Here is an 18,758-nt window from a genome sequence, read left to right on the forward strand (position 1 = left end):
CGGATATATGCCCGTTCAGGCAGGAGCGAATACGTCTGCTCTTCTTTGCTGGTTGATGGGAAATTTCCCATGCCGGGCGCGCACATACCCTATTGTCACGCGTTTGTCACCCCTTGGCGAGGAATTAAGTGGCGCTTGTCGGCAGTTTCGCGGGCATATTTCAAGGATCTCGCTCATCCAGCCGGTGCTGTCGCTATTTCTTCTGCAATTCGTCCAACAAATCCGGTCGACGCTCCTTCGTCAGTCGCTCGGCCTGCTCTTTCTGCCATTTGGCGATTGCCGCGTGGTTACCTGAGGTTAGAATTGCCGGAATCTCGCGGCCTTCCCATATCTGCGGGCGGGTATAATGCGGATGCTCCAGCAGGCCGCCTTCGAAGCTTTCGTGCAGGCCGGAGAGGTCGTTGCCCATCACGCCGGGCAGGATGCGGACGATGGCGTCGAGCAGGATCAACGCAGCCGGCTCGCCGCCCGAGAGGATATAGTCGCCGATCGAGATTTCTTCGAGGCCGCGGCCGTCGATGACGCGCTGGTCGACGCCTTCGAAGCGGCCGCAGACGATGATGACGCCTTCGCCGCCCGCAAGCTCGCGCACGCGCTTCTGCGTCAGCGGCTTACCGCGCGGGCTCATCAGCAGGCGCGGACGACTGTCATTTTCGCTCGCGTGGTCGATGGCGCGGGCAAGCACATCCGGCTTCAGCACCATGCCGGCGCCACCGCCGGCCGGCGTGTCGTCGACGGTGCGGTGCCTGTCGGTCGCAAAATCACGGATCTGTACAGTGTCGAGCGCCCATTGCCCACGTTCCATGGCCTTGCCGGCGAGGGACGTGCCGAGATGGCCCGGGAACATCTCGGGATAAAGCGTCAATATGGTCGCCCGGAAACTCATGGCGCGCTCACTTCCCAATAAGGATCACTTCTTCTTCGGCTTGCTCTGCGGCTTCTCGGGTGTTTCCGGCTTTTCTGGTTTGCCGATCAGGTCGTCGGGGCTGTCGATCAGGCCAGCGGCCAGCGGGTCGATCAGGATCTTGCCGCCCTCGAGGTCGATTTCAAGCACCGCGGCCTCGGAAAAGGGGATCAGCACCGGGCGCTTGCCCGGCCCCTTCAGCTCCAGCAGATCGCCAGCGCCGAAATCATAGACGCCGCTGACGGTGCCGTAGCCGGTGCCCTGGTCGTCGACGGCTTCCAGCCCTTCGAGATCGGCGTAGAAGAATTCGTCGTCGTCGAGTTCGTCATCGGGCAGATTGTCGCGCTCGATATAGAGTTCCAGGCCGTTCAACGCCTCGGCGGCATTGCGGTCGTTGACGCCGCGAAAGCGCACCACGACCACATTCTTGGCCTCGCGGATTTCCAGTACCTCGAAGCTGCGGCCGTCCATGCTGTGGAGGTGGCCGTAATCGCCGAGCGCGGTCGGATCCGACGTATAGGCGCGCGCGCGCACCTCGCCTCTCAAGCCTTGCGCCGCGCCGATGGTGGCCATCAATACCGGGTTTTGCAGTTTCGTCATGGTCTCTTCACCCATTACCGGGATTATGCAGCAGATCCAAAATGCACCAGCGACCTTTGCGCGTGACGCGCGGCGCTGTCGTTGGTTCTCTCATAGGCTGAACATTTGCCGATGGGAAACAAAAAAAGGGCGGCATGTCGCCATGCCACCCGCTTTCAATCAATGCCAGGTCCGATTACTCGGAAGCAGCAGCGGCGTCAGCAGCCTTCTGAGCCTTTTCGGCAGCGCGCTCCTGAGCCTTCTTGCCCGGCTTTGCTTTTTCCGGGTTGTTCTTGGCTTCGCGCGTCGCGATGCCGGCTTCGTTGAGGAAGCGGAGAACGCGGTCGGTCGGCTGTGCGCCGTGGTCGAGCCAGTGCTTGATGCGCTCGGCCTTGAGTTCAACGCGCTTGGCGTCGTCCTTGGCAAGCATCGGGTTCCAGGAGCCGAGGGTCTCCAGGAAACGGCCGTCGCGCGGCGAGCGAGCGTCGGCTACGACAACGTGGTAGTACGGGCGCTTCTTGGAGCCACCGCGGGCGAGACGAATTTTCAATGCCATGTTAATTCTCCTTAGGCTTTTCGTGACCGCTTCGTTGTGCGGTATGGTTACGTCGCGCTGCTTTTTTCGTGCCGCGTAATCCCCGTCGAAAACGTCCTGCGTCTTCTGGGTCACGCGGCCAGGGACTACCCTTTGAAATCCGCAGCGATCTGTTCATGATGCCGGATGACTTCCTTGATGACGAAGTTCAGGAACTTCTCGGCGAAATCCGGGTCCAGATTTGCATCCTTTGCCAGGCGGCGCAGACGCTCGATCTGAAATTCTTCGCGCGCCGGGTCGGCCGGCGGCAGGTCGTACTTGGCCTTCAGCACGCCGACCTCTTTGGTGCAGCGGAAGCGTTCGGCCAGCATATGCACCAGTGCGGCATCGATATTGTCGATCGACTGGCGGTATTTGCCCAATTGGGCCTTAACGTCTGGATCAATCATGGGGGTCAACGATCCTTCTCACTTCTTCTTCGGCAAACCCGGAAGCCCCGGGAAACCACCGCCGAGGCCGGGCAGCTTGGCGCCACCGAGGCCCGGCAAACCGCCCCCGCCGCCCAGACCTGGCAAGCCACCCGGCAGACCGCCGGGACGGCCGAGGCCGGCAGCTTCGGCCTGCTTCTGCAGGGCTTCCAACTGCTTGGGGTCCATGTTCGACAGGTCGGGCATGCCGCCGGCCATACCCCCTAGGCCGCCGCCGAGGCCCATCTTGCCAGCGAGGCCGCCCATCAGCTGCTTCATCATGCCGCCTTTACCCTTGCCGCCCATCATCTTCATCATGTCCGCCATCTGGCGGTGCATCTTCAGAAGCTTGTTGATATCGGAAGCGTCGGTGCCGGAGCCGGCGGCGATGCGCTTCTTGCGGGAGTGCTTCAAGAGATCCGGATTGGCGCGCTCGGCCTTGGTCATCGAGGAGATGATGGCGAGCTGGCGCTTGAACAGGCGGTCGTCGAGGCCGGCAGCGGCCATCTTGTCCTTCATGCCGGACATGCCGGGCATCAGGCCCATGATGCCGCCCATGCCGCCCATTTTCTGCATCTGGCCGAGCTGATCGGCGAGATCGTTGAGGTCGAACTTGCCCTTGGCCATCTTGGCGGCCATGGCGGCTGCCTTCTCGGCGTCGATATTCTCGGCCGCCTTCTCGACGAGCGACACGATGTCGCCCATGCCGAGGATACGGTCGGCGATACGGCGGGGATGGAATTCTTCCAGCTCGCCCATCTTTTCGCCGACACCGATCAGCTTGATCGGCTTGCCGGTGACTGCGCGCATCGAAAGGGCGGCACCGCCGCGGCCGTCACCGTCCATGCGGGTCAACACGAGGCCGGTGATCCCTACACGTTCGTCGAAATTGCGGGCGAGGTTGACGGCATCCTGACCGGTCAAGCTATCGGCGACCAGCAGGATTTCGTGCGGATTGGACTTCTTCTTGATATCCGCCATCTCGACCATGAGCGGCTCGTCGATATGCGTACGGCCGGCGGTGTCGAGGATAACGACGTCATGGCCGCCGAGCTTGGCGGCCTGCACGGCGCGTGCGGCAATATCGGTCGGGGACTGGCCGGATATGACCGGAAGCGTGTCGATGCCCGTCTGCACGCCGAGCTGGCGCAGCTGCTCCTGAGCTGCCGGGCGGCGCGTGTCGAGCGAGGCCATCAGGACCTTCTTGCGGTCGCGGCTCGTCAGGCGGTTGGCGATCTTGGCCGTGGTCGTGGTCTTACCCGAGCCCTGCAGACCGACCATCATCACGACGACCGGGGCAGGTGCATTAAGATCGATGCCAACGCCTTCGCCGCCGAGCATCTCGATCAGCTCGTCATGGACGATCTTGACGACCATCTGGCCGGGCTTGATCGACTTCAGGATTTCGGCGCCAACAGCTTTTTCGCGGACGCGATCGGTAAAGGAGCGAACGACATCCAGCGCCACGTCGGCTTCGAGCAGCGCGCGGCGAACCTCGCGCAGTGCCGCGGAAACATCGGCTTCCGAAAGCGCGCCGCGGCCAGTCAGTCCATTCAGAATGGAACCAAGACGGTCCTGGAGGTTTTCAAACATCGGTTCTTCCTTATCGATCGCTTGGGATTGGACTTGGCGCAACTTTGCGCGGTTCCTCGCCCGAAAACGTCGTGCTTTTCCATGACGAAAACAAGACGCAAAGCCAAAAAGCACCCGAGGGCGCATCGCGCTGTCGGGTGTTGACCTCCGGGATCTCTTTATACCTAAATGGGTCCCGGTCGGTGGCTCGGAGGCTTGTGCTCGTCGCAGATTGCGGGCGATAAACAGGAAAAGGCCGGCAAAGTCAACCCAATGCGGCCGAAATGCCTGAAATGCACGGATGACATCCCCATATCGATGTCGATTTGACCGTATCACCGTCTTCGAATTGTTGTATCGATCCCACCCCTCAAGTGATTCCCCGAGACCGTTCCGAATGAATGATGCAGCCCTGACCGATCTTCTCGCTGCCTGTCGCGTTTACGCCGGCGGCCGGGTGGACACCCGTTTCAACGTCGCGGCGCAAGCCTTCTATGCGAGCGCCAAGGCCCAGCCGAAGATCGCGGCGCGGGCGGCGCGCGAGCTCAGCCGCCTGCCGCCACCTGGAGCCGCCGTTCTTGCCAATATGCTCGGCACCATCGTCGAAAAGGGCGGTGCGGTGGAGCGCAGCGGTCCGGCCGTCTGGGAGCTCTATCTGGCGTGGCTGCCGCAGATTCACCGCGGCTTTGCCGGCCGCAAGGAGCTTAGCCCACGGCAAAGGCAGCTGCTCGACGCTTTTCAGCTGCTCGGCCAATCGGCGGTTTCGCATCTTTCCGGCATGCCGCAGGAGCGTGCACTCGCTGCTGGCAACAAGGCGCTGATGGCGATGCTTGCGGAATTGCAGGATTATACGCCGGGTGCGGCCTGGGTCCGCCAAGTGCTCTTGAGCCGCAGCGATGATCTGCTGGTGCTGCATCTGCCGAGCCGTCAGGGTTTTCGCCTGCGGTATGAGAATATCGTCAATTGCTTTCATCTGTTCACGCTCATTCAGGCGGCCTTCGGCGAGAGATTGCCCGGCGGTCGGGCGCCCAACCGGTTCATTGTCGATATGGCGCGCTGCGTGACCGTGGTCGAACAGGGCAATGACGAGCCGTGGTGGCGCAACCAGACGGTGCGGCCAGATGAGCCAGGCCTCGCCGATATTTCCGGCGAGGAATCCGTCGAGACGATTTTCCGCATCGATGGTCGGCAGATCATTGTGCTCTCACCTCCGGTCGAAGGCGCGGCGTTGTGGGATACCAGCTTCTTCACGCCGCAGCTCTTTGCCATGCCGGCGAATGTCGTGCTTGAGGAGACGCTGACGCCTTCCGAGGCCGAAGAATGGTTTGCCAAAGCCGGCTTTCCCACCGCCGAGGCGGCAGGTACCCAAGGAGCGGACAAGCCATGACAAGCTCCTCCGGCTCTGCCAGGAAGAATCCCTATTATCAAGGTCCGGTTTCCTATCATTTCGACGGCCAGCGCTTCTTCAACCCGGGCGGCGTAGCGCCGGGTAATGCGCTCGATCTTTTGCGCTGGCAGCTCGGCGGCGGGCGGGTGCGCTGGCCCAATCCCGTCATCAGCGCCTTTCCGCCGGCCAAGCCGGACCGGCATGTTTTCGGCGAGCAGATGCGGGTCACCATGGTCGGCCATGCGTCGATGCTGGTGCAGGTCGCCGGGATGAATATCCTGACCGATCCTGTCTGGTCGGAGCGGGTCAGCCCCTTCCGCACCGTCGGGCCGAAGCGCGTGGTGCCGCCCGGCATCCGCTTCGAGGATCTGCCCCATATCGATCTCGTGCTGGTGACGCATAATCACTACGATCACCTGGATCTCGCCACCCTTGCCCGCCTGCAGCAGGCGCATCGGCCAAAGATCGTCACGCCGCTCGGCAACGACACGATTATCCGCCGTACCGTTCCCGATGCCGATATCGCCGTTGTCGACTGGGGCGATCGCGTTGAGGTCAGAGGCGGAGTGACGATCGATACCGAGCCCTGCCATCATTGGTCGGCGCGCGGCATGGGCGACCGGCGCATGGCGCTCTGGGCGGCATTCGTGCTGACCACGCCAGCAGGCAAGATCTATCATGTCGGCGATACCGGCTTTCACGACGGCATCAACTATGACGCCGTCCGGCAAAAACATGGTGGCTTCCGCCTCGCGATCCTGCCGTTTGGTGCCTATGAGCCGCGCTGGTTCATGAAGGGCCAGCACCAGAATCCGGAAGAGGCGGTCAGGGGCATGAAGCTCTGCAACGCTGCATATGTCGCCGGGCATCACTTCGCGACCTTCCAGCTGACGAATGAGGGGATCGATGCGCCCGTTCAGGCACTGGATGCGGCCTTGAAAGCCGAGGGTGTGGAGCCCGATCGCTTTCGCCCGCTCCGGGCAGGCGAGGTTTTTGACGTTCCGGTTGTGTGAGCGTTGGCGCTTGGGCCGAAAGTTCCTTCTCCCCTTGGGGAGAAGGTGGCCCGAAGGGTCGGATGAGGGGCCATCGCTTCTGATCAAACGGGTTTTGTGCCCCTGGCAACCCCCTCATCCGCCTGTCGGCACCTTCTCCCCAAGGGGAGAAGGGGTTTTCAGAAAGCCCTATGCCTATCTCGACTTACTGCGTAATCTCAGGCTCAACCAGCTTTGCCAAATTGATCAGCGATTCCTGCCAGCCGAGATAGCAGGCTTCCGGCGGAATGACATCGGGGATGCCGGCCTGGGTGATGTTGACCTCGGTTCCCACCAGCACCTTTTTCAACGTCACCGTCACTTCCATTTGGCCGGGCAGGTTGGGGTCGTCGAACCTGTCTGTGTAACGCACCAGTTCGCCGGGAACGAGCTCGACATATTCACCGCCGAAAGCGTGGACTTCACTGGTGGTAAAATTGCGGAACGACATCTTGAACGCGCCGCCGACTTTTCCTTCGAAGTGGTGCACGCTGCAGGCAAAGCCATTCGGCGGCAGCCACTTGGCCAGCGCATCCGCTTCGATGAATGCGCGATAGACCTTTTCCGGGCTGGTGGCCAGGACGCGGTGCAGGCTTATGGTATTCGGCATGGTCATAATCCCTATGGTTTTACGAAGTGGACGAGCCTAGGACGTGGCAATGTTTGACAATCCGACATGGCGAATGATTTTTTCTGGAAATAAATAACGTCAAGGCTGCTTGGCGGGATTTTTGTTGCGGTCAAAGCACGAGCCACCCGTCCTCGTGGTTCGAGACGGCCTTGCAGGCCTCCTCACTATGAGGACTATGTCCTTTACTTGGATTGCAACTCGCTCCGCCCTTATCCGGAGCCCGTCGAAGGATCGGGGCGGCCCGGAGACCGCGGCCAAATCTGAAAATTGTCGTCCTTCACGTCCCACTGGTAATTCCCCCGCATTTCCGCCATATACAGCTCGAAAACACTGACGGACATGACATCATGAGCAATACGGTCGAATTCGCGAGGATGAACGGGCTTGGCAACAAGATCCTGGTCGTCGACATGCGCGGCCGCAAGGATGTGGTGACGGCCGAGGCGGCGATCGCGCTCAATGCCGATCCAGCAACCCAGTTCGACCAGATCATGGCGATCCATGACCCGAAGCTGCAGGGAACTGATGCCTGGATCGACATCCTCAACTGCGATGGCACGAAGGCGCAGGCCTGCGGTAACGGCACGCGTTGCGTCGTGCAGGCGCTGGCGGCCGAAACCGGCAAGAAGGTGTTCACCTTCCAGACCGTCGCCGGCATCCTGAATGCTAGGGAGCATGAAGACGGCACGATTTCGGTCGATATGGGCACACCCGTTTTTGCCTGGGACAAGATCCCGCTTGCCGAGGAATTTGCCGATACCAGCCGCATCGAGCTGCAGATCGGGCCGATCGACAATCCCGTCCTGCATTCGCCTTCCGTGATGTCGATGGGCAATCCACACGCGATCTTCTGGGTCGACAGGGACCCGATGTCCTTCGATCTCGATCGCTTCGGCCCGCTGCTCGAGAACCACCCGATGTTTCCCGAGCGCGCCAATATCACGCTGGCACAGGTGCTTTCGCCAACGCTTCTACGCACTCGCACCTGGGAGCGTGGCGCCGGCCTGACGCTTGCCTGCGGCTCGGCGGCCTGTGCTGCCGCCGTCAGCGCCGCGCGTACCGGCCGCACCGGCCGCAAGGTGACGATCGACGTCGCCTCCGCGCCTGCGCCAGGCAAGCTCACCGTCGAATGGCTAGACAGTAACGACCATGTCGTCATGACTGGGCCTGCCGAATGGGAATGGTCCGGCACGGTCGATCCGGTCACGGGCAGCTTCTCGCGCGATCCGGAGCAGGGGGCTCAGGCGCGGTGAGCGGGGTCGAGGTCATTACCTTCGGCTGTCGTCTCAATACCTATGAATCCGAAGTGATGAGGGCCGAGGCGGAGAAAGCCGGGCTCAACAATGCCATTCTGGTCAATACCTGCGCCGTAACAGGCGAAGCCGTGCGCCAGGCGCGGCAGGCGATCCGCCGCGCGCGGCGTGACAATCCGCATGCCCGCATCATCGTGACAGGTTGCGCGGCGCAGACCGAGAAACAGACCTTTGCAGAAATGGCAGAAGTCGATGCCGTGCTGGGCAATGAGGAGAAGCTGAAGAGCACCTCCTACCGCTTCCTGCCGGATTTCGGCGTTTCGGCGGAAGAGAAGCTGCGCGTTAACGACATCATGAGCGTGCGGGCCACCGCGCCGCAGATGATCCGCCACATCGACGGTCACGTCCGAGCCTTCATCCAGGTGCAGAATGGCTGCGACCATCGCTGCACCTTCTGCATCATCCCCTATGGCCGTGGCAATTCGCGCTCCGTGCCCATGGGTGCCGTTGTCGACCAAGCCCGCAATCTGGTCGAAAGCGGTTATCGCGAGATCGTGCTGACAGGCGTCGATGCCACGAGCTATGGCGCCGACCTGCCGGGAGCGCCGACGCTCGGCCTGCTTGCGAAGACGCTGCTGAAGCAAATCCCGGAGATCCGCCGGCTGCGGCTCTCCTCCATCGACAGCATCGAGGCCGATCAGCATCTGATGGACCTTATCGCCGACGAGCCGCGCTTCATGCCGCATCTGCATCTCTCGCTGCAGCATGGCGATGACATGATCCTCAAGCGGATGAAGCGGCGGCACTCGCGCGCCGATGCCGTGCGTTTCATCGAGGACGTGCGCCGCCTGCGCCCCGAGACGAGCTTCGGCGCCGATATGATCGCCGGTTTCCCGACGGAAACGGAAGAGATGTTCGCCAATGCCGTCGGCCTGGCTGAAGAGGCCGGCATCGCGCATCTGCATGTGTTCCCTTACAGCCCTCGGCCCGGCACGCCCGCCGCCCGCATGCCGCAGCTCGATCGCGGCCTGATCAAGGAACGCGCCGCCCGCCTGCGCGAGGCTGGACAGAGATTGCACCAGGCCCATCTCGACAAGATGGTCGGCACGCGACAATGGCTGCTTGTGGAGAATGGCGGGCTGGCGCATACGGAAAACTTCACGCTTGTTGCCGCCCCCGGCCTTCGCCCGCGCGACCTTGTGCAGGTCGCAATCACCGGCCACAATGGCAAGCACCTCGACATGCAACTTCTGGCCGCCGACGCGGCCTAATGCTTCAACGGACACTTCATGGCGCTCGGTTTCATCAAAAAAGTCTTCACCTTCGGCCGCGAAAAGCCGGCTGAGGAGCAGGCGCCTGCGGAGGATTTGACTGGGGTTGACGCGCCTGTCGTTGATGTTTCGCCGGCGTCAGAACCTGCCGAGCCTGCATCACACCCCTCTGTCCCTTCGGGACATCTCCCCGACGAGGGGGGAGATCGGTTGGAGGGTGAAGCGCCGGTTGAGCAAGAGGCTCAAAGCCAGGCAGATGCTTCCGGCGCGAAAGAGATCGAGGCCGCTGAGACTTCCGGTTCCCTTAAGGTCGAGTCGCAAGAGCAGCCCGAAGATCGTCAGGCAATCGAACCGGAGCAACCTGCCGATCCTGAAGCCAATGTAGTTTCGGAAGAGCACCCCATCGAACCAATCTCCTCCCTTGTGGGGGAGATGTCCGATAGGACAGAGGGGGGTGAAGAAGTTTCGGCAAACTCTGACCTTTCGTCGAAGAACGCAGAAACGCCGACAGCCCCGGAACCCTCATTCGAAACCAGCGAACCCTCGGTCGAAGCCCCCAATCTCCCCAAGGGCTTCTCCACTGCCGCCTCGGCCCCCGAGCCCGTCCCCGAAGCGCCAAAACAGAAACTCTCCTGGTTCCAGCGCCTGCGAGCTGGGCTGGCGCGCACCTCGTCGCAGCTGAGCGGCCAGATCGCGGCGCTTTTCACCAAGCGTAAGCTTGACGATCAGACGCTGCAGGATCTGGAGGATTTGCTGATCCAGGCCGATCTCGGCGTCGAGACGGCGATGCGCGTCACCGATACGCTGGCCTCCGAGCGCTACGGCAAGGATGTGACGAGCGAGGACGTAGGCCGGATCATGGCGCAGGAAATTGCCAAGGTGCTGAAGCCGGTTGCCAAGCCCTTGCAGCTCGATCTCAGCCACAAGCCGCATGTCATTCTCGTCGTCGGTGTTAACGGTACAGGCAAGACGACGACGATCGGCAAATTGGCCGCAAAGCTCTCCGGCGCCGGGCTGAAGGTTACGCTGGCCGCCGGCGATACTTTCCGCGCCGCTGCCATCGAGCAATTGAAGATCTGGGCCGATCGCACCAAGTCGGATTTCATCGGTACCAAGATCGGGGCAGATGCCGCCGGCCTTGCCTTCGATGCTTTCCAGCAGGCCAAGGCCAATAAGAGCGACGTTTTGATCATCGACACGGCCGGCCGTCTGCAGAACAAGGCGGAGCTGATGGCGGAGCTGGAAAAGATTGTGCGCGTGCTCGGCAAGCTCGATCCGGATGCGCCGCATACCGTGCTGCAGACGCTGGATGCGACGACCGGCCAGAACGCCTTGAATCAGGTGGAAATCTTCCGCAATGTTGCCGGCGTCAATGGCCTGATCATGACCAAGCTCGACGGCACGGCACGGGGCGGTATCCTCGTCGCCATCTCGGCCAAGCACAAGCTGCCGGTCTATTTCATCGGCGTCGGCGAGGGTGTAGACGATCTCGAGCCGTTCGAGGCCGAGGATTTTGCCCATGCCATTGCCGGTACGGGGGCTGTAAACAGCCAATGAATGACAAGAACAAATTCGATGACAAGTTTGATGACAGGGAAAGTGCCGCAATGACGACCAGCGACAGCGATCTCACCCCAAGTTCTGCCGACAAACACCACCCCATGCTGAAGCTGGTGCTGGAACTCGGGCCTTTGCTGGTGTTCTTCTTCGGCAATCTGCGTGGCGACTGGCTGGTGCAGCATTTCCCGCAGCTGGCAGCGCTCGGTGGCCCGCTTTTCGTCGCCACCGGCCTGTTCATGGCGGCAACGTTGATCTCGCTCATCGTTTCGAAGGTCGTGCTCGGCCACCTGCCGCTGATGCCCTTCGTCTCTGGCATCGTGGTGCTGATTTTCGGCGCGCTCGGCATCTATCTTCAGAACGAAACCTTCATCAAGATGAAACCGACCATCGTCAATGCGCTGTTTGGCATCGTGCTGCTCGGCGGCCTTGCCTTCGGTAAATCGCTGCTAGGCTATGTCTTCAACGCCGCCTTTCAGCTGGATGCTGAAGGCTGGCGTAAGCTGACGCTGCGCTGGGGCATTTTCTTCTTCGTTCTCGCCGTGCTTAACGAAGTCGTCTGGCGCGGCTCGAACTGGCTCTACCTGCCCGACACCAAGGCGGCGGATAATCTCTGGGTGAACTTCAAGGTCTGGGGAACGATGCCGATCACCATCCTCTTCACTCTGTCGCAGATGCCGCTCATCATGAAGCACACGGTCGAGCCGCCGGTGGAAAACGGTAAATGAGCGAAGCCATCGACGCCCAAAGCCGCTATCGGCAACAGAGCTTCTGGTTCATCGCCTGCGCCGTCGTTCTGCTCGTGCAGATCGTCACCGAATATATGATGGGCCGCGTGCCGATCTGCACCTGCGGCTACGTCAAGCTTTTCGAGCCGGTGGTGAAATCCAGCGGCAATTCACAGCACATCGCCGACTGGTACACGCCGTCGCACATCATCCACGGCTTCCTTTTCTTCGGGCTCACGCATCTGATCATGCGTGGCAAACCGCTGTCGATGCGGCTCTTCGTTGCCATGCTGATCGAATCCGGCTGGGAAATCCTGGAGAATTCCCCGATCATCATCAACCGATACCGCGCTGCGACGATCTCGCTCGATTATGTCGGCGACAGCATTCTCAATTCGTCGATGGATGCCGTTTTCATGGTCGTCGGCTTCCTGTTTGCCTGGCGTGCGCCGGTCTTGGTGACAGTCGTCATTGCCATCTTCTTTGAACTGCTTACCGGCTATCTGATTCGCGATAATCTCACGCTGAACGTGCTGATGCTGGTGTGGCCGGTCGAGGCGGTCAAGACGTGGCAGAGTGCGCTTTAAGCAATCAGGATTTGCCAGTTGCCTTCGCTATCGCCGGATAAAGCCCTTCCTTCAGGCTGGTTGGCGTGAAGGGGCCGACCTGCTTGTAGAGGATCGTGCCGTCGGGCGAGACGAGGTAGGATTCCGGAATGCCGTAGACGCCCCAGTCGATGGCGGCCGAGCCGTTCGGGTCGATGCCGATGGCGTTGTAGGGATTGCCGAGCTCGCCGAGGAAGCGCAGCGCATTCTCGCTCGTATCCTTATAATTGATCGCAACGATATTGAGCCGGCCGTCCTTGGCGAGTTCCTTCAGCACAGGATGCTCGTCACGACAGGGAATGCACCACGAGGCGAAGACGTTGACGAGGGTCAGCTTGCCCTTGATGGCGTCATCGGTCAGTGCCGGCAGGTTGGAGCCGTCGAGCGGCGCCAGCGCTAATTTCGGTGCCTTGGTGCCGATCAGGGCCGAGGGAATGGCCGATATATCGGTGCCGTGCACTTCCTGGTCATACATGGCCTTGCCGACGGCAAATGCGATGCAGGCAAAGACGATCAGCGGAATGAGCGCCAGCAGATAGCGTGCGGTGCCGCTGGATTTCGGCTGATCCTTGTTATCGGCATCCGTGGTCATTTCGTCTCGTTTTCCGATGGGCGCTGCGAGCGGCGGCGGATGCCGGAGGCTTCCAATACGGCAAGTTCGCGGCGGCGCAGGCGTCCGTCGATCCAGATCCAGGCGATGATGGCGAGGATCATGAAGGCGGCAAAGCCATAGGAGCCGAAGACATAGAAGGGGTGCGACATTCTAGTCCTCCCGGCTCGCCATACGCGCGGCCATACGGCGCTGCGTGGCGATGCGGCGGCGCCAGATCTCGTTGCGGATCGCCATCAGGTGCAGTGTGAAGAACAGCAGCGTGAAGGCGAGCGCCATGGTGAAGAGCGGCCAGAGGAATTCCGCATCGATGGCCGGGCCATCTATGCGCATGATGCTTTCCGACTGATGCAGCGTATTCCACCAGTCCACGGAGAACTTGATGATCGGGATATTGATGAAGCCGACCAGCGTCAGGATCGAGGCGACGCGAGCGGCCTTCGACGGATCGTCCATTGCGCGGTTGAGCGCAATCAAGCCGAGATACATGAGGAAAAGGATGAAGACCGAGGTCAGACGCGCATCCCAGACCCAATAGGTGCCCCACATCGGCTTGCCCCAGAGCGAGCCGGTGACCAGCGCGATCAGGGTGAAGGCGGCGCCGAGCGGGGCGGCCGTCTTGCCGGCGACATCGGCCAGCGGATGGCGCCAGACCAGCGTGCCGATCGCCGACATGCTCATGATCGTGTAGCACATCATCGACAGCCAGGCGGCCGGAACGTGGATGTACATGATGCGGACGGTATCGCCCTGCTGGTAGTCGCCCTCGGTCGTAAAGGACAGATAGAGGCCGATCGCTAGGAGTATGGCTGTAATCGCCGCCAGCCAGGGAATGATACGCGCCGAAAAAGCCAAAAACCGCGTGGGGTTGGCGAGGTCAGAAAATCGGCTGATCGCAGTGATATCGCTCATGCGGCTTGTTTAACCCGATATGGCTTTTCCGGCAATCGACCGCATTGCCTCAGATGGGCGAAACAGTATCTCCATCAGAGCCTTTCCGCTTTTCTTCGAAACGCGAAAGCGCTCTATCCTTTTGTATTTACGCAATTCCGGACGGAAAACCGCTTCACACTTTTCCTGGAATTGCTCTGATCAATCCGTCGTGTTCCGCAAGGCAAGGGCGGCAGCGGCCGGCCCGAGGACTGCGAAGAACAGGGTCAGCGCGATCAGGATCAGAAACGGCGGCAGGAAGGGCTGCGGTCCCTCGACGGCGGCATAGGTGGCGCTGACGCCGAAGATCAGCACGGGAATGGTGAGCGGTAGCACCAGAATGGAGACCAGCAACCCACCGCGCGGCAGCGCCACGGCGACGGCGGCACCGACCGCGCCGATGAAGGTGAGCGCCGGCGAGCCAACGAGCAACGTCAGGGCCGTCGTCGCGATCGCGGTCTCGTTCATATTCATAAAGAGGCCGAGCAGCGGCGAGGCGATGACAAGCGGCAGGCCGGTCGCCACCCAATGGGCCGCGCATTTGATGAAGACCGTGAGCACCAGAGGGGTTTCCTGCATGACGAGCAGATCGAGCGAGCCATCATCGCGTTCGGCCTGGAACAGTCGGTCGAGGCCGAGGAGGCTTGCGAGCAACGCGCCGATCCAGACGATGGCGGGGCCGATGCGCGAGAGAAGTTTGAGGTCAGGCCCGACGGCGAAGGGGATGATGGCGACGACGGTCAGGAAGAACAGGATACCGATCAACGCCCCGCCGCCGGCGCGCACCGAAAGTCTGAGGTCGCGGAAGAAGAGGGCTGTCATGGGGAGATCCTGCCGTAACGAGAGATACCCCCCTCTGTCACTATCGTGACATCTCCCCCACAGGGGGGGAGATTGGTAACTGGCGGCGCGCGTAAGCCCCCATCAAACATCGAATCCGTAGAGACAGAGCTCAACGGCCTTGCAAGCAGGTGAGGCGAACTCCCAACAATCTCCCCCCTTGTGGGGGAGATGTCACGAAGTGACAGAGGGGGGTGTCGCAATCTCAGCAGGGGAAGGAGTATCTGCATCACCCCCACACCCCCTCACTTGCCCCGGCAAACCCCGTCATCCGCATCTCCTGTACGTTCTCCAAGCCCAGCGGCTGGTGCGTTGCTGCAAGAACGATGCCGCCGCTTTTTTGATGCGTGGTGATCAGATCAGCAAAGAGCCGGTCGGCGGAGCTGTCGAGCGCTGCCGTCGGTTCGTCGAGGATCCAGATAGGGCGGTAGGCGACCAGAAGTTTGGCGAAAGCGATTCGCCGCTGCTGGCCGGCGGAGAGATAGCCGAAGGGCAGATGCGTGATGTCGGCAAGCCCGACGGCATCGGCCGCTTGATCGACATTCAGACTGGAGCCGCCCGGCATATCGGCGAGGAAGGTTTTCCAGAAGATCAGATTTTCGGCCACGGTCAGCTCGGATTTCATTGCATTGCGGTGGCCGAGATAGTGGCTGGCTTCACCGGCCGGACGGCCCGATTTGCCGTCATTTCCGGAGAATGTGACAGTGCCTTTTTCCGGTCTGAGAAGGCCCGCCACAACGCGCAGCAGCGTCGATTTTCCCGACCCGTTGCGGCCGGTCAAAACGAGTGCGTCTCCACTCGCCAAGTTGAAGGAAACATTCAAGAAAATGAGGTCTTCACCCCGCCTCGTAGCCAGATTTTCAGCGCTTAGATGCATTCGCTCGGGCTTTCCCTATTTTCTTTACCGCAACGCGCAAAAAATTGTCGAAATTTGCGCTTTGTCACTCTGGCAAGTCTTTACGAAATTATCTATAAGACCTGCAACCACGCCAGCGGTCGGCGTGAATTTCATCCTTGCGCCGAACATAAGGTTTTCTGCCTTACGTGCGGACAGCGGAAATGGCCGTACCCGCATCCTGATGTGCATAAAGTGCATAGGCGTTCGCACGACTGTGTTGGCTATCAGAAACGGGGTATCTCGTGTCTAAATCTCTTGACAGTTTCAATTGTCGTTCCACGCTGACCGTGGGCGGGAAAGACTATGTCTATTTCAGCCTGCCCAAGGCTGAGGCAAATGGTCTGCCCGGCGTTTCCAAGTTGCCTTACTCCATGAAGGTGCTTCTGGAAAACCTGCTGCGTTTTGAAGACGGGCAGTCAGTCACGAAGGAACATATCCTTGCCGTCGCCGAATGGCTGACCAACAAGGGCACCGTCGAGAACGAAATCGCCTATCGCCCGGCGCGCGTGCTGATGCAGGACTTCACCGGCGTTCCGGCCGTCGTCGACCTTGCTGCCATGCGCGACGCCATGGTCTCCCTCGGCGGCGATCCGGAAAAGATCAATCCGCTCGTGCCCGTCGACCTCGTCATCGACCACTCCGTCATCGTCGACGAATTCGGCACGCCGCAGGCTTTTGCCAAGAACGTCGAGCTGGAATACCAGCGCAACGGCGAACGCTACCGCTTCCTGAAGTGGGGCCAGCAGGCATTCAAGAATTTCCGCGTCGTTCCCCCCGGCACCGGCATCTGTCACCAGGTGAACCTCGAATATCTCGGCCAGACCGTCTGGACGAAGGAAGAGGACGGCGAAACCATCGCCTATCCCGACACCTGCGTCGGCACCGATTCGCACACGACCATGATCAACGGCCTCGGCGTTCTCGGCTGGGGTGTCGGCGGTATCGAAGCTGAAGCTGCCATGCTTGGCCAGCCGGTCTCCATGCTGCTTCCTGAGGTCATCGGCTTCAGGCTGACCGGCAAGCTCAAGGAAGGCGTCACCGCGACCGACCTCGTTCTGACCGTCGTGCAGATGCTGCGCAAGAAGGGCGTCGTTTCCAAGTTCGTCGAATTCTTCGGCCCCGGCCTCGACAACATGCCGCTCGCCGACCGTGCCACCATCGGCAACATGGGTCCGGAATACGGCGCGACCTGCGGCTTCTTCCCGGTCGACAAGGAAACGCTGAACTATCTCAACATGTCCGGCCGCGCCAAGGACCGTATCGCTCTCGTCGAAGCCTATTCCAAGGCTCAAGGCATGTGGCGCGACAATGACGGCGCCGACCTCGTCTTCACCGACACGCTGGAACTCGACCTTAACGACGTCGTTCCGTCGATGGCCGGCCCGAAGCGTCCGGAAGGCCGTATCGCGCTGGAAAACATCGCTTCCGGCTTCGCGACCTCGCTCGAAACCGAATACAAGAAGCCCGGCCAGCTCTCCAACCGCTATGCGGTCGAAGGCACGGATTTCGACATCGGCCATGGCGACGTTGCAATTGCCGCCATCACCTCCTGCACCAACACCTCCAACCCGTCGGTGCTGATCGCCGCCGGCCTTCTCGCCCGCAACGCCGTTGCTAAGGGTCTGAAGACCAAGCCGTGGGTCAAGACCTCGCTCGCACCGGGATCTCAGGTCGTCGGCGAATATCTTGCCAAGTCCGGCCTGCAGGCCGATCTCGACAAGCTCGGCTTCAACCTGGTCGGCTTTGGCTGCACCACCTGCATCGGCAATTCCGGCCCGCTGCCGGCACCGATCTCGAAGACGATCAATGACAAGGGCCTGATCGTATCCGGCGTCCTCTCCGGCAACCGCAACTTCGAAGGCCGCATCTCACCCGACGTCCAGGCGAACTATCTCGCTTCGCCGCCGCTCGTCGTCGCCTACGCGCTCGCCGGCTCGGTGCAGCTCGACCTGACGAAGGAGCCGATCGGCGAAGACCAGAACGGCAAGCCGGTGTTCCTCAAGGACATCTGGCCGACCTCGCAGGAAGTACAGGAATTCATCCTGAAATACGTCACCCGCGAGCTCTACGAGACCAAGTATGCGGACGTCTTCAAGGGCGATGCTAACTGGCAGGCCGTGCAGGTTCCTCCGGGCCAGACCTATGCCTGGGACGACAACTCGACCTATGTGCAGAACCCACCCTACTTCGTAGGCATGGGCAAGAAGGGCGCCGGCATTTCCGACATCAAGGGCGCTCGCGTTCTCGGCCTTTTCGGCGACAAGATCACCACCGACCACATTTCGCCGGCCGGTTCGATCAAGGCTGCCTCGCCGGCCGGCTCCTACCTCATCGGCCATGGCGTCGGCGTCGCCGACTTCAACCAGTACGGCACGCGCCGCGGCAATCATGAAGTCATGATGCGCGGCACCTTCGCCAACATCCGCATCCGCAATCACATGCTCGGCCCGAACGGCAAGGAAGGTGGCTACACCATCCATTATCCGTCCAAGGAAGAGACGTCGATCTACGATGCGGCCATGCAGTACAAGGCCGAGGGCGTTCCGCTCGTCATCTTCGCAGGTGTCGAATACGGCAACGGCTCGTCGCGCGACTGGGCTGCCAAGGGCACGAACCTGCTCGGCGTGCGCGCCGTGATCGCACAGTCCTTCGAGCGCATCCACCGCTCGAACCTCGTCGGCATGGGCGTCATCCCCTTCGTCTTCGAGGAAGGCACCACCTGGGCAAGCCTCGGCCTGAAGGGCGATGAACTGGTCACGATCGAAGGCCTGGAAAACATCAAGCCGCGCGAGCGCAAGATCGCCAAGATCACCTATGGCGACGGCTCCGTGAAGGATGTTCCGATCATCTGCCGCATCGATACGCTGGATGAGGTCGTCTACGTCAACAATGGCGGCATCCTGCAGACGGTTCTGCGCGATCTCGCCGCCTGATAGGCATTCAACACTGTTATGGGAGGC

Annotated in this window: 19 protein-coding genes; 8 read left to right on the forward strand and 11 right to left on the reverse strand. The window is 61.1% G+C overall.

The annotated features are described in order from the left end of the window. Positions 1–193: 193 nt before the first annotated feature. The 5 genes from trmD to ffh all read right to left on the reverse strand — a co-directional run bounded on the left by trmD (position 194) and on the right by ffh (position 4,078). Entirely contained in the window at positions 194–886 is a 693-nt protein-coding gene (gene trmD, locus FHT85_RS18820) for a tRNA (guanosine(37)-N1)-methyltransferase TrmD (protein WP_112412905.1), read from the reverse strand. A gap of 24 nt (positions 887–910) precedes the next feature. After that, positions 911–1,504: a ribosome maturation factor RimM gene (rimM, locus tag FHT85_RS18825; protein ID WP_041678002.1), complete on the reverse strand. Its 594-nt coding sequence runs from the start codon at positions 1,502–1,504 to the stop codon at positions 911–913. A gap of 175 nt (positions 1,505–1,679) precedes the next feature. Beyond that, on the reverse strand, positions 1,680–2,039 hold the full coding sequence (gene rpsP, locus FHT85_RS18830; protein ID WP_015341477.1) for a 30S ribosomal protein S16: 360 nt from the start codon (positions 2,037–2,039) through the stop codon (positions 1,680–1,682). Positions 2,040–2,164: 125 nt separating this feature from the next. Next, the gene (locus FHT85_RS18835; protein WP_069614775.1) at positions 2,165–2,467 is read right to left on the reverse strand and encodes a chorismate mutase; all 303 of its coding nucleotides are present in this window, start codon (positions 2,465–2,467) and stop codon (positions 2,165–2,167) included. Between the two features lie 18 nt (positions 2,468–2,485). Further along, positions 2,486–4,078, reverse strand: coding sequence for a signal recognition particle protein (gene ffh, locus FHT85_RS18840; protein ID WP_112412904.1), 1,593 nt, complete (start codon positions 4,076–4,078; stop codon positions 2,486–2,488). A 376-nt stretch (positions 4,079–4,454) separates the two neighbouring features. On the opposite strand from ffh, the gene FHT85_RS18845 reads away from it, so the two are divergent. After that, positions 4,455–5,444 carry a hypothetical protein gene (locus FHT85_RS18845; protein WP_112412903.1) on the forward strand — a complete coding sequence of 330 codons (990 nt, stop codon included), beginning with the start codon at positions 4,455–4,457 and terminating at the stop codon, positions 5,442–5,444. Beyond that, a complete protein-coding gene (locus FHT85_RS18850) occupies positions 5,441–6,457 on the forward strand; it encodes an MBL fold metallo-hydrolase (protein WP_112412902.1) in 1,017 nt (338 codons plus the stop codon). The genes FHT85_RS18845 and FHT85_RS18850 overlap by 4 nt, the downstream gene beginning before the upstream one ends. Before the next feature lie 184 nt (positions 6,458–6,641). On the opposite strand, the gene FHT85_RS18855 is transcribed toward FHT85_RS18850, so the two are convergent. Continuing rightward, positions 6,642–7,085 carry an SRPBCC family protein gene (locus tag FHT85_RS18855; RefSeq protein ID WP_162709804.1) on the reverse strand — a complete coding sequence of 148 codons (444 nt, stop codon included), beginning with the start codon at positions 7,083–7,085 and terminating at the stop codon, positions 6,642–6,644. 368 nt (positions 7,086–7,453) lie between these two features. Between FHT85_RS18855 and dapF the strand changes: the two genes are divergently transcribed. Genes dapF through FHT85_RS18880 form a run of 5 tightly spaced genes read left to right on the forward strand, consistent with a single transcriptional unit; the run spans position 7,454 to position 12,502 of the window. Next, positions 7,454–8,359, forward strand: a complete 906-nt coding sequence (dapF, locus tag FHT85_RS18860; RefSeq protein WP_112412900.1) for a diaminopimelate epimerase — start codon at positions 7,454–7,456, stop codon at positions 8,357–8,359. Then, entirely contained in the window at positions 8,356–9,630 is a 1,275-nt protein-coding gene (mtaB, locus tag FHT85_RS18865) for a tRNA (N(6)-L-threonylcarbamoyladenosine(37)-C(2))-methylthiotransferase MtaB (protein WP_112412899.1), read from the forward strand. The genes dapF and mtaB overlap by 4 nt, the downstream gene beginning before the upstream one ends. Positions 9,631–9,648: 18 nt before the next feature. After that, positions 9,649–11,187 carry a signal recognition particle-docking protein FtsY gene (ftsY, locus tag FHT85_RS18870; RefSeq protein ID WP_112412898.1) on the forward strand — a complete coding sequence of 513 codons (1,539 nt, stop codon included), beginning with the start codon at positions 9,649–9,651 and terminating at the stop codon, positions 11,185–11,187. Positions 11,188–11,237: 50 nt separating this feature from the next. Continuing rightward, complete coding sequence (locus FHT85_RS18875) at positions 11,238–11,915, forward strand: septation protein A (protein WP_409527339.1); 678 nt, start codon at positions 11,238–11,240, stop codon at positions 11,913–11,915. Next, complete coding sequence (locus FHT85_RS18880) at positions 11,912–12,502, forward strand: DUF2585 domain-containing protein (protein ID WP_112412896.1); 591 nt, start codon at positions 11,912–11,914, stop codon at positions 12,500–12,502. Before FHT85_RS18875 ends, FHT85_RS18880 begins: the two co-directional genes overlap by 4 nt. 4 nt (positions 12,503–12,506) lie before the next feature. Here FHT85_RS18880 and FHT85_RS18885 read toward each other — a convergent pair whose 3' ends face one another. The 5 genes from FHT85_RS18885 to ccmA form a co-directional block, all read right to left on the reverse strand. Continuing rightward, positions 12,507–13,112 (reverse strand): DsbE family thiol:disulfide interchange protein, encoded by a 606-nt coding sequence (locus tag FHT85_RS18885; protein WP_112412895.1) that lies wholly within the window; start codon positions 13,110–13,112, stop codon positions 12,507–12,509. Further along, positions 13,109–13,282, reverse strand: a complete 174-nt coding sequence (gene ccmD, locus FHT85_RS18890) for a heme exporter protein CcmD (protein WP_112336320.1) — start codon at positions 13,280–13,282, stop codon at positions 13,109–13,111. Before ccmD ends, FHT85_RS18885 begins: the two co-directional genes overlap by 4 nt. Position 13,283: 1 nt before the next feature. Beyond that, positions 13,284–14,042 (reverse strand): heme ABC transporter permease, encoded by a 759-nt coding sequence (locus FHT85_RS18895; RefSeq protein ID WP_112412894.1) that lies wholly within the window; start codon positions 14,040–14,042, stop codon positions 13,284–13,286. Positions 14,043–14,222: 180 nt separating this feature from the next. Beyond that, positions 14,223–14,882, reverse strand: coding sequence for a heme exporter protein CcmB (gene ccmB, locus FHT85_RS18900; RefSeq protein WP_112336322.1), 660 nt, complete (start codon positions 14,880–14,882; stop codon positions 14,223–14,225). A 247-nt stretch (positions 14,883–15,129) separates the two neighbouring features. Next, positions 15,130–15,777 (reverse strand): heme ABC exporter ATP-binding protein CcmA, encoded by a 648-nt coding sequence (gene ccmA, locus FHT85_RS18905; protein ID WP_112412893.1) that lies wholly within the window; start codon positions 15,775–15,777, stop codon positions 15,130–15,132. Positions 15,778–16,040: 263 nt separating this feature from the next. Between ccmA and acnA the strand changes: the two genes are divergently transcribed. Beyond that, positions 16,041–18,731 (forward strand): aconitate hydratase AcnA, encoded by a 2,691-nt coding sequence (gene acnA / locus FHT85_RS18910; protein WP_112412892.1) that lies wholly within the window; start codon positions 16,041–16,043, stop codon positions 18,729–18,731. Positions 18,732–18,758 lie beyond the last annotated feature (27 nt).

Origin of the sequence: Rhizobium sp. BK312, from assembly GCF_014193605.1 — a bacterium.
Lineage (GTDB): Bacteria > Pseudomonadota > Alphaproteobacteria > Rhizobiales > Rhizobiaceae > Rhizobium.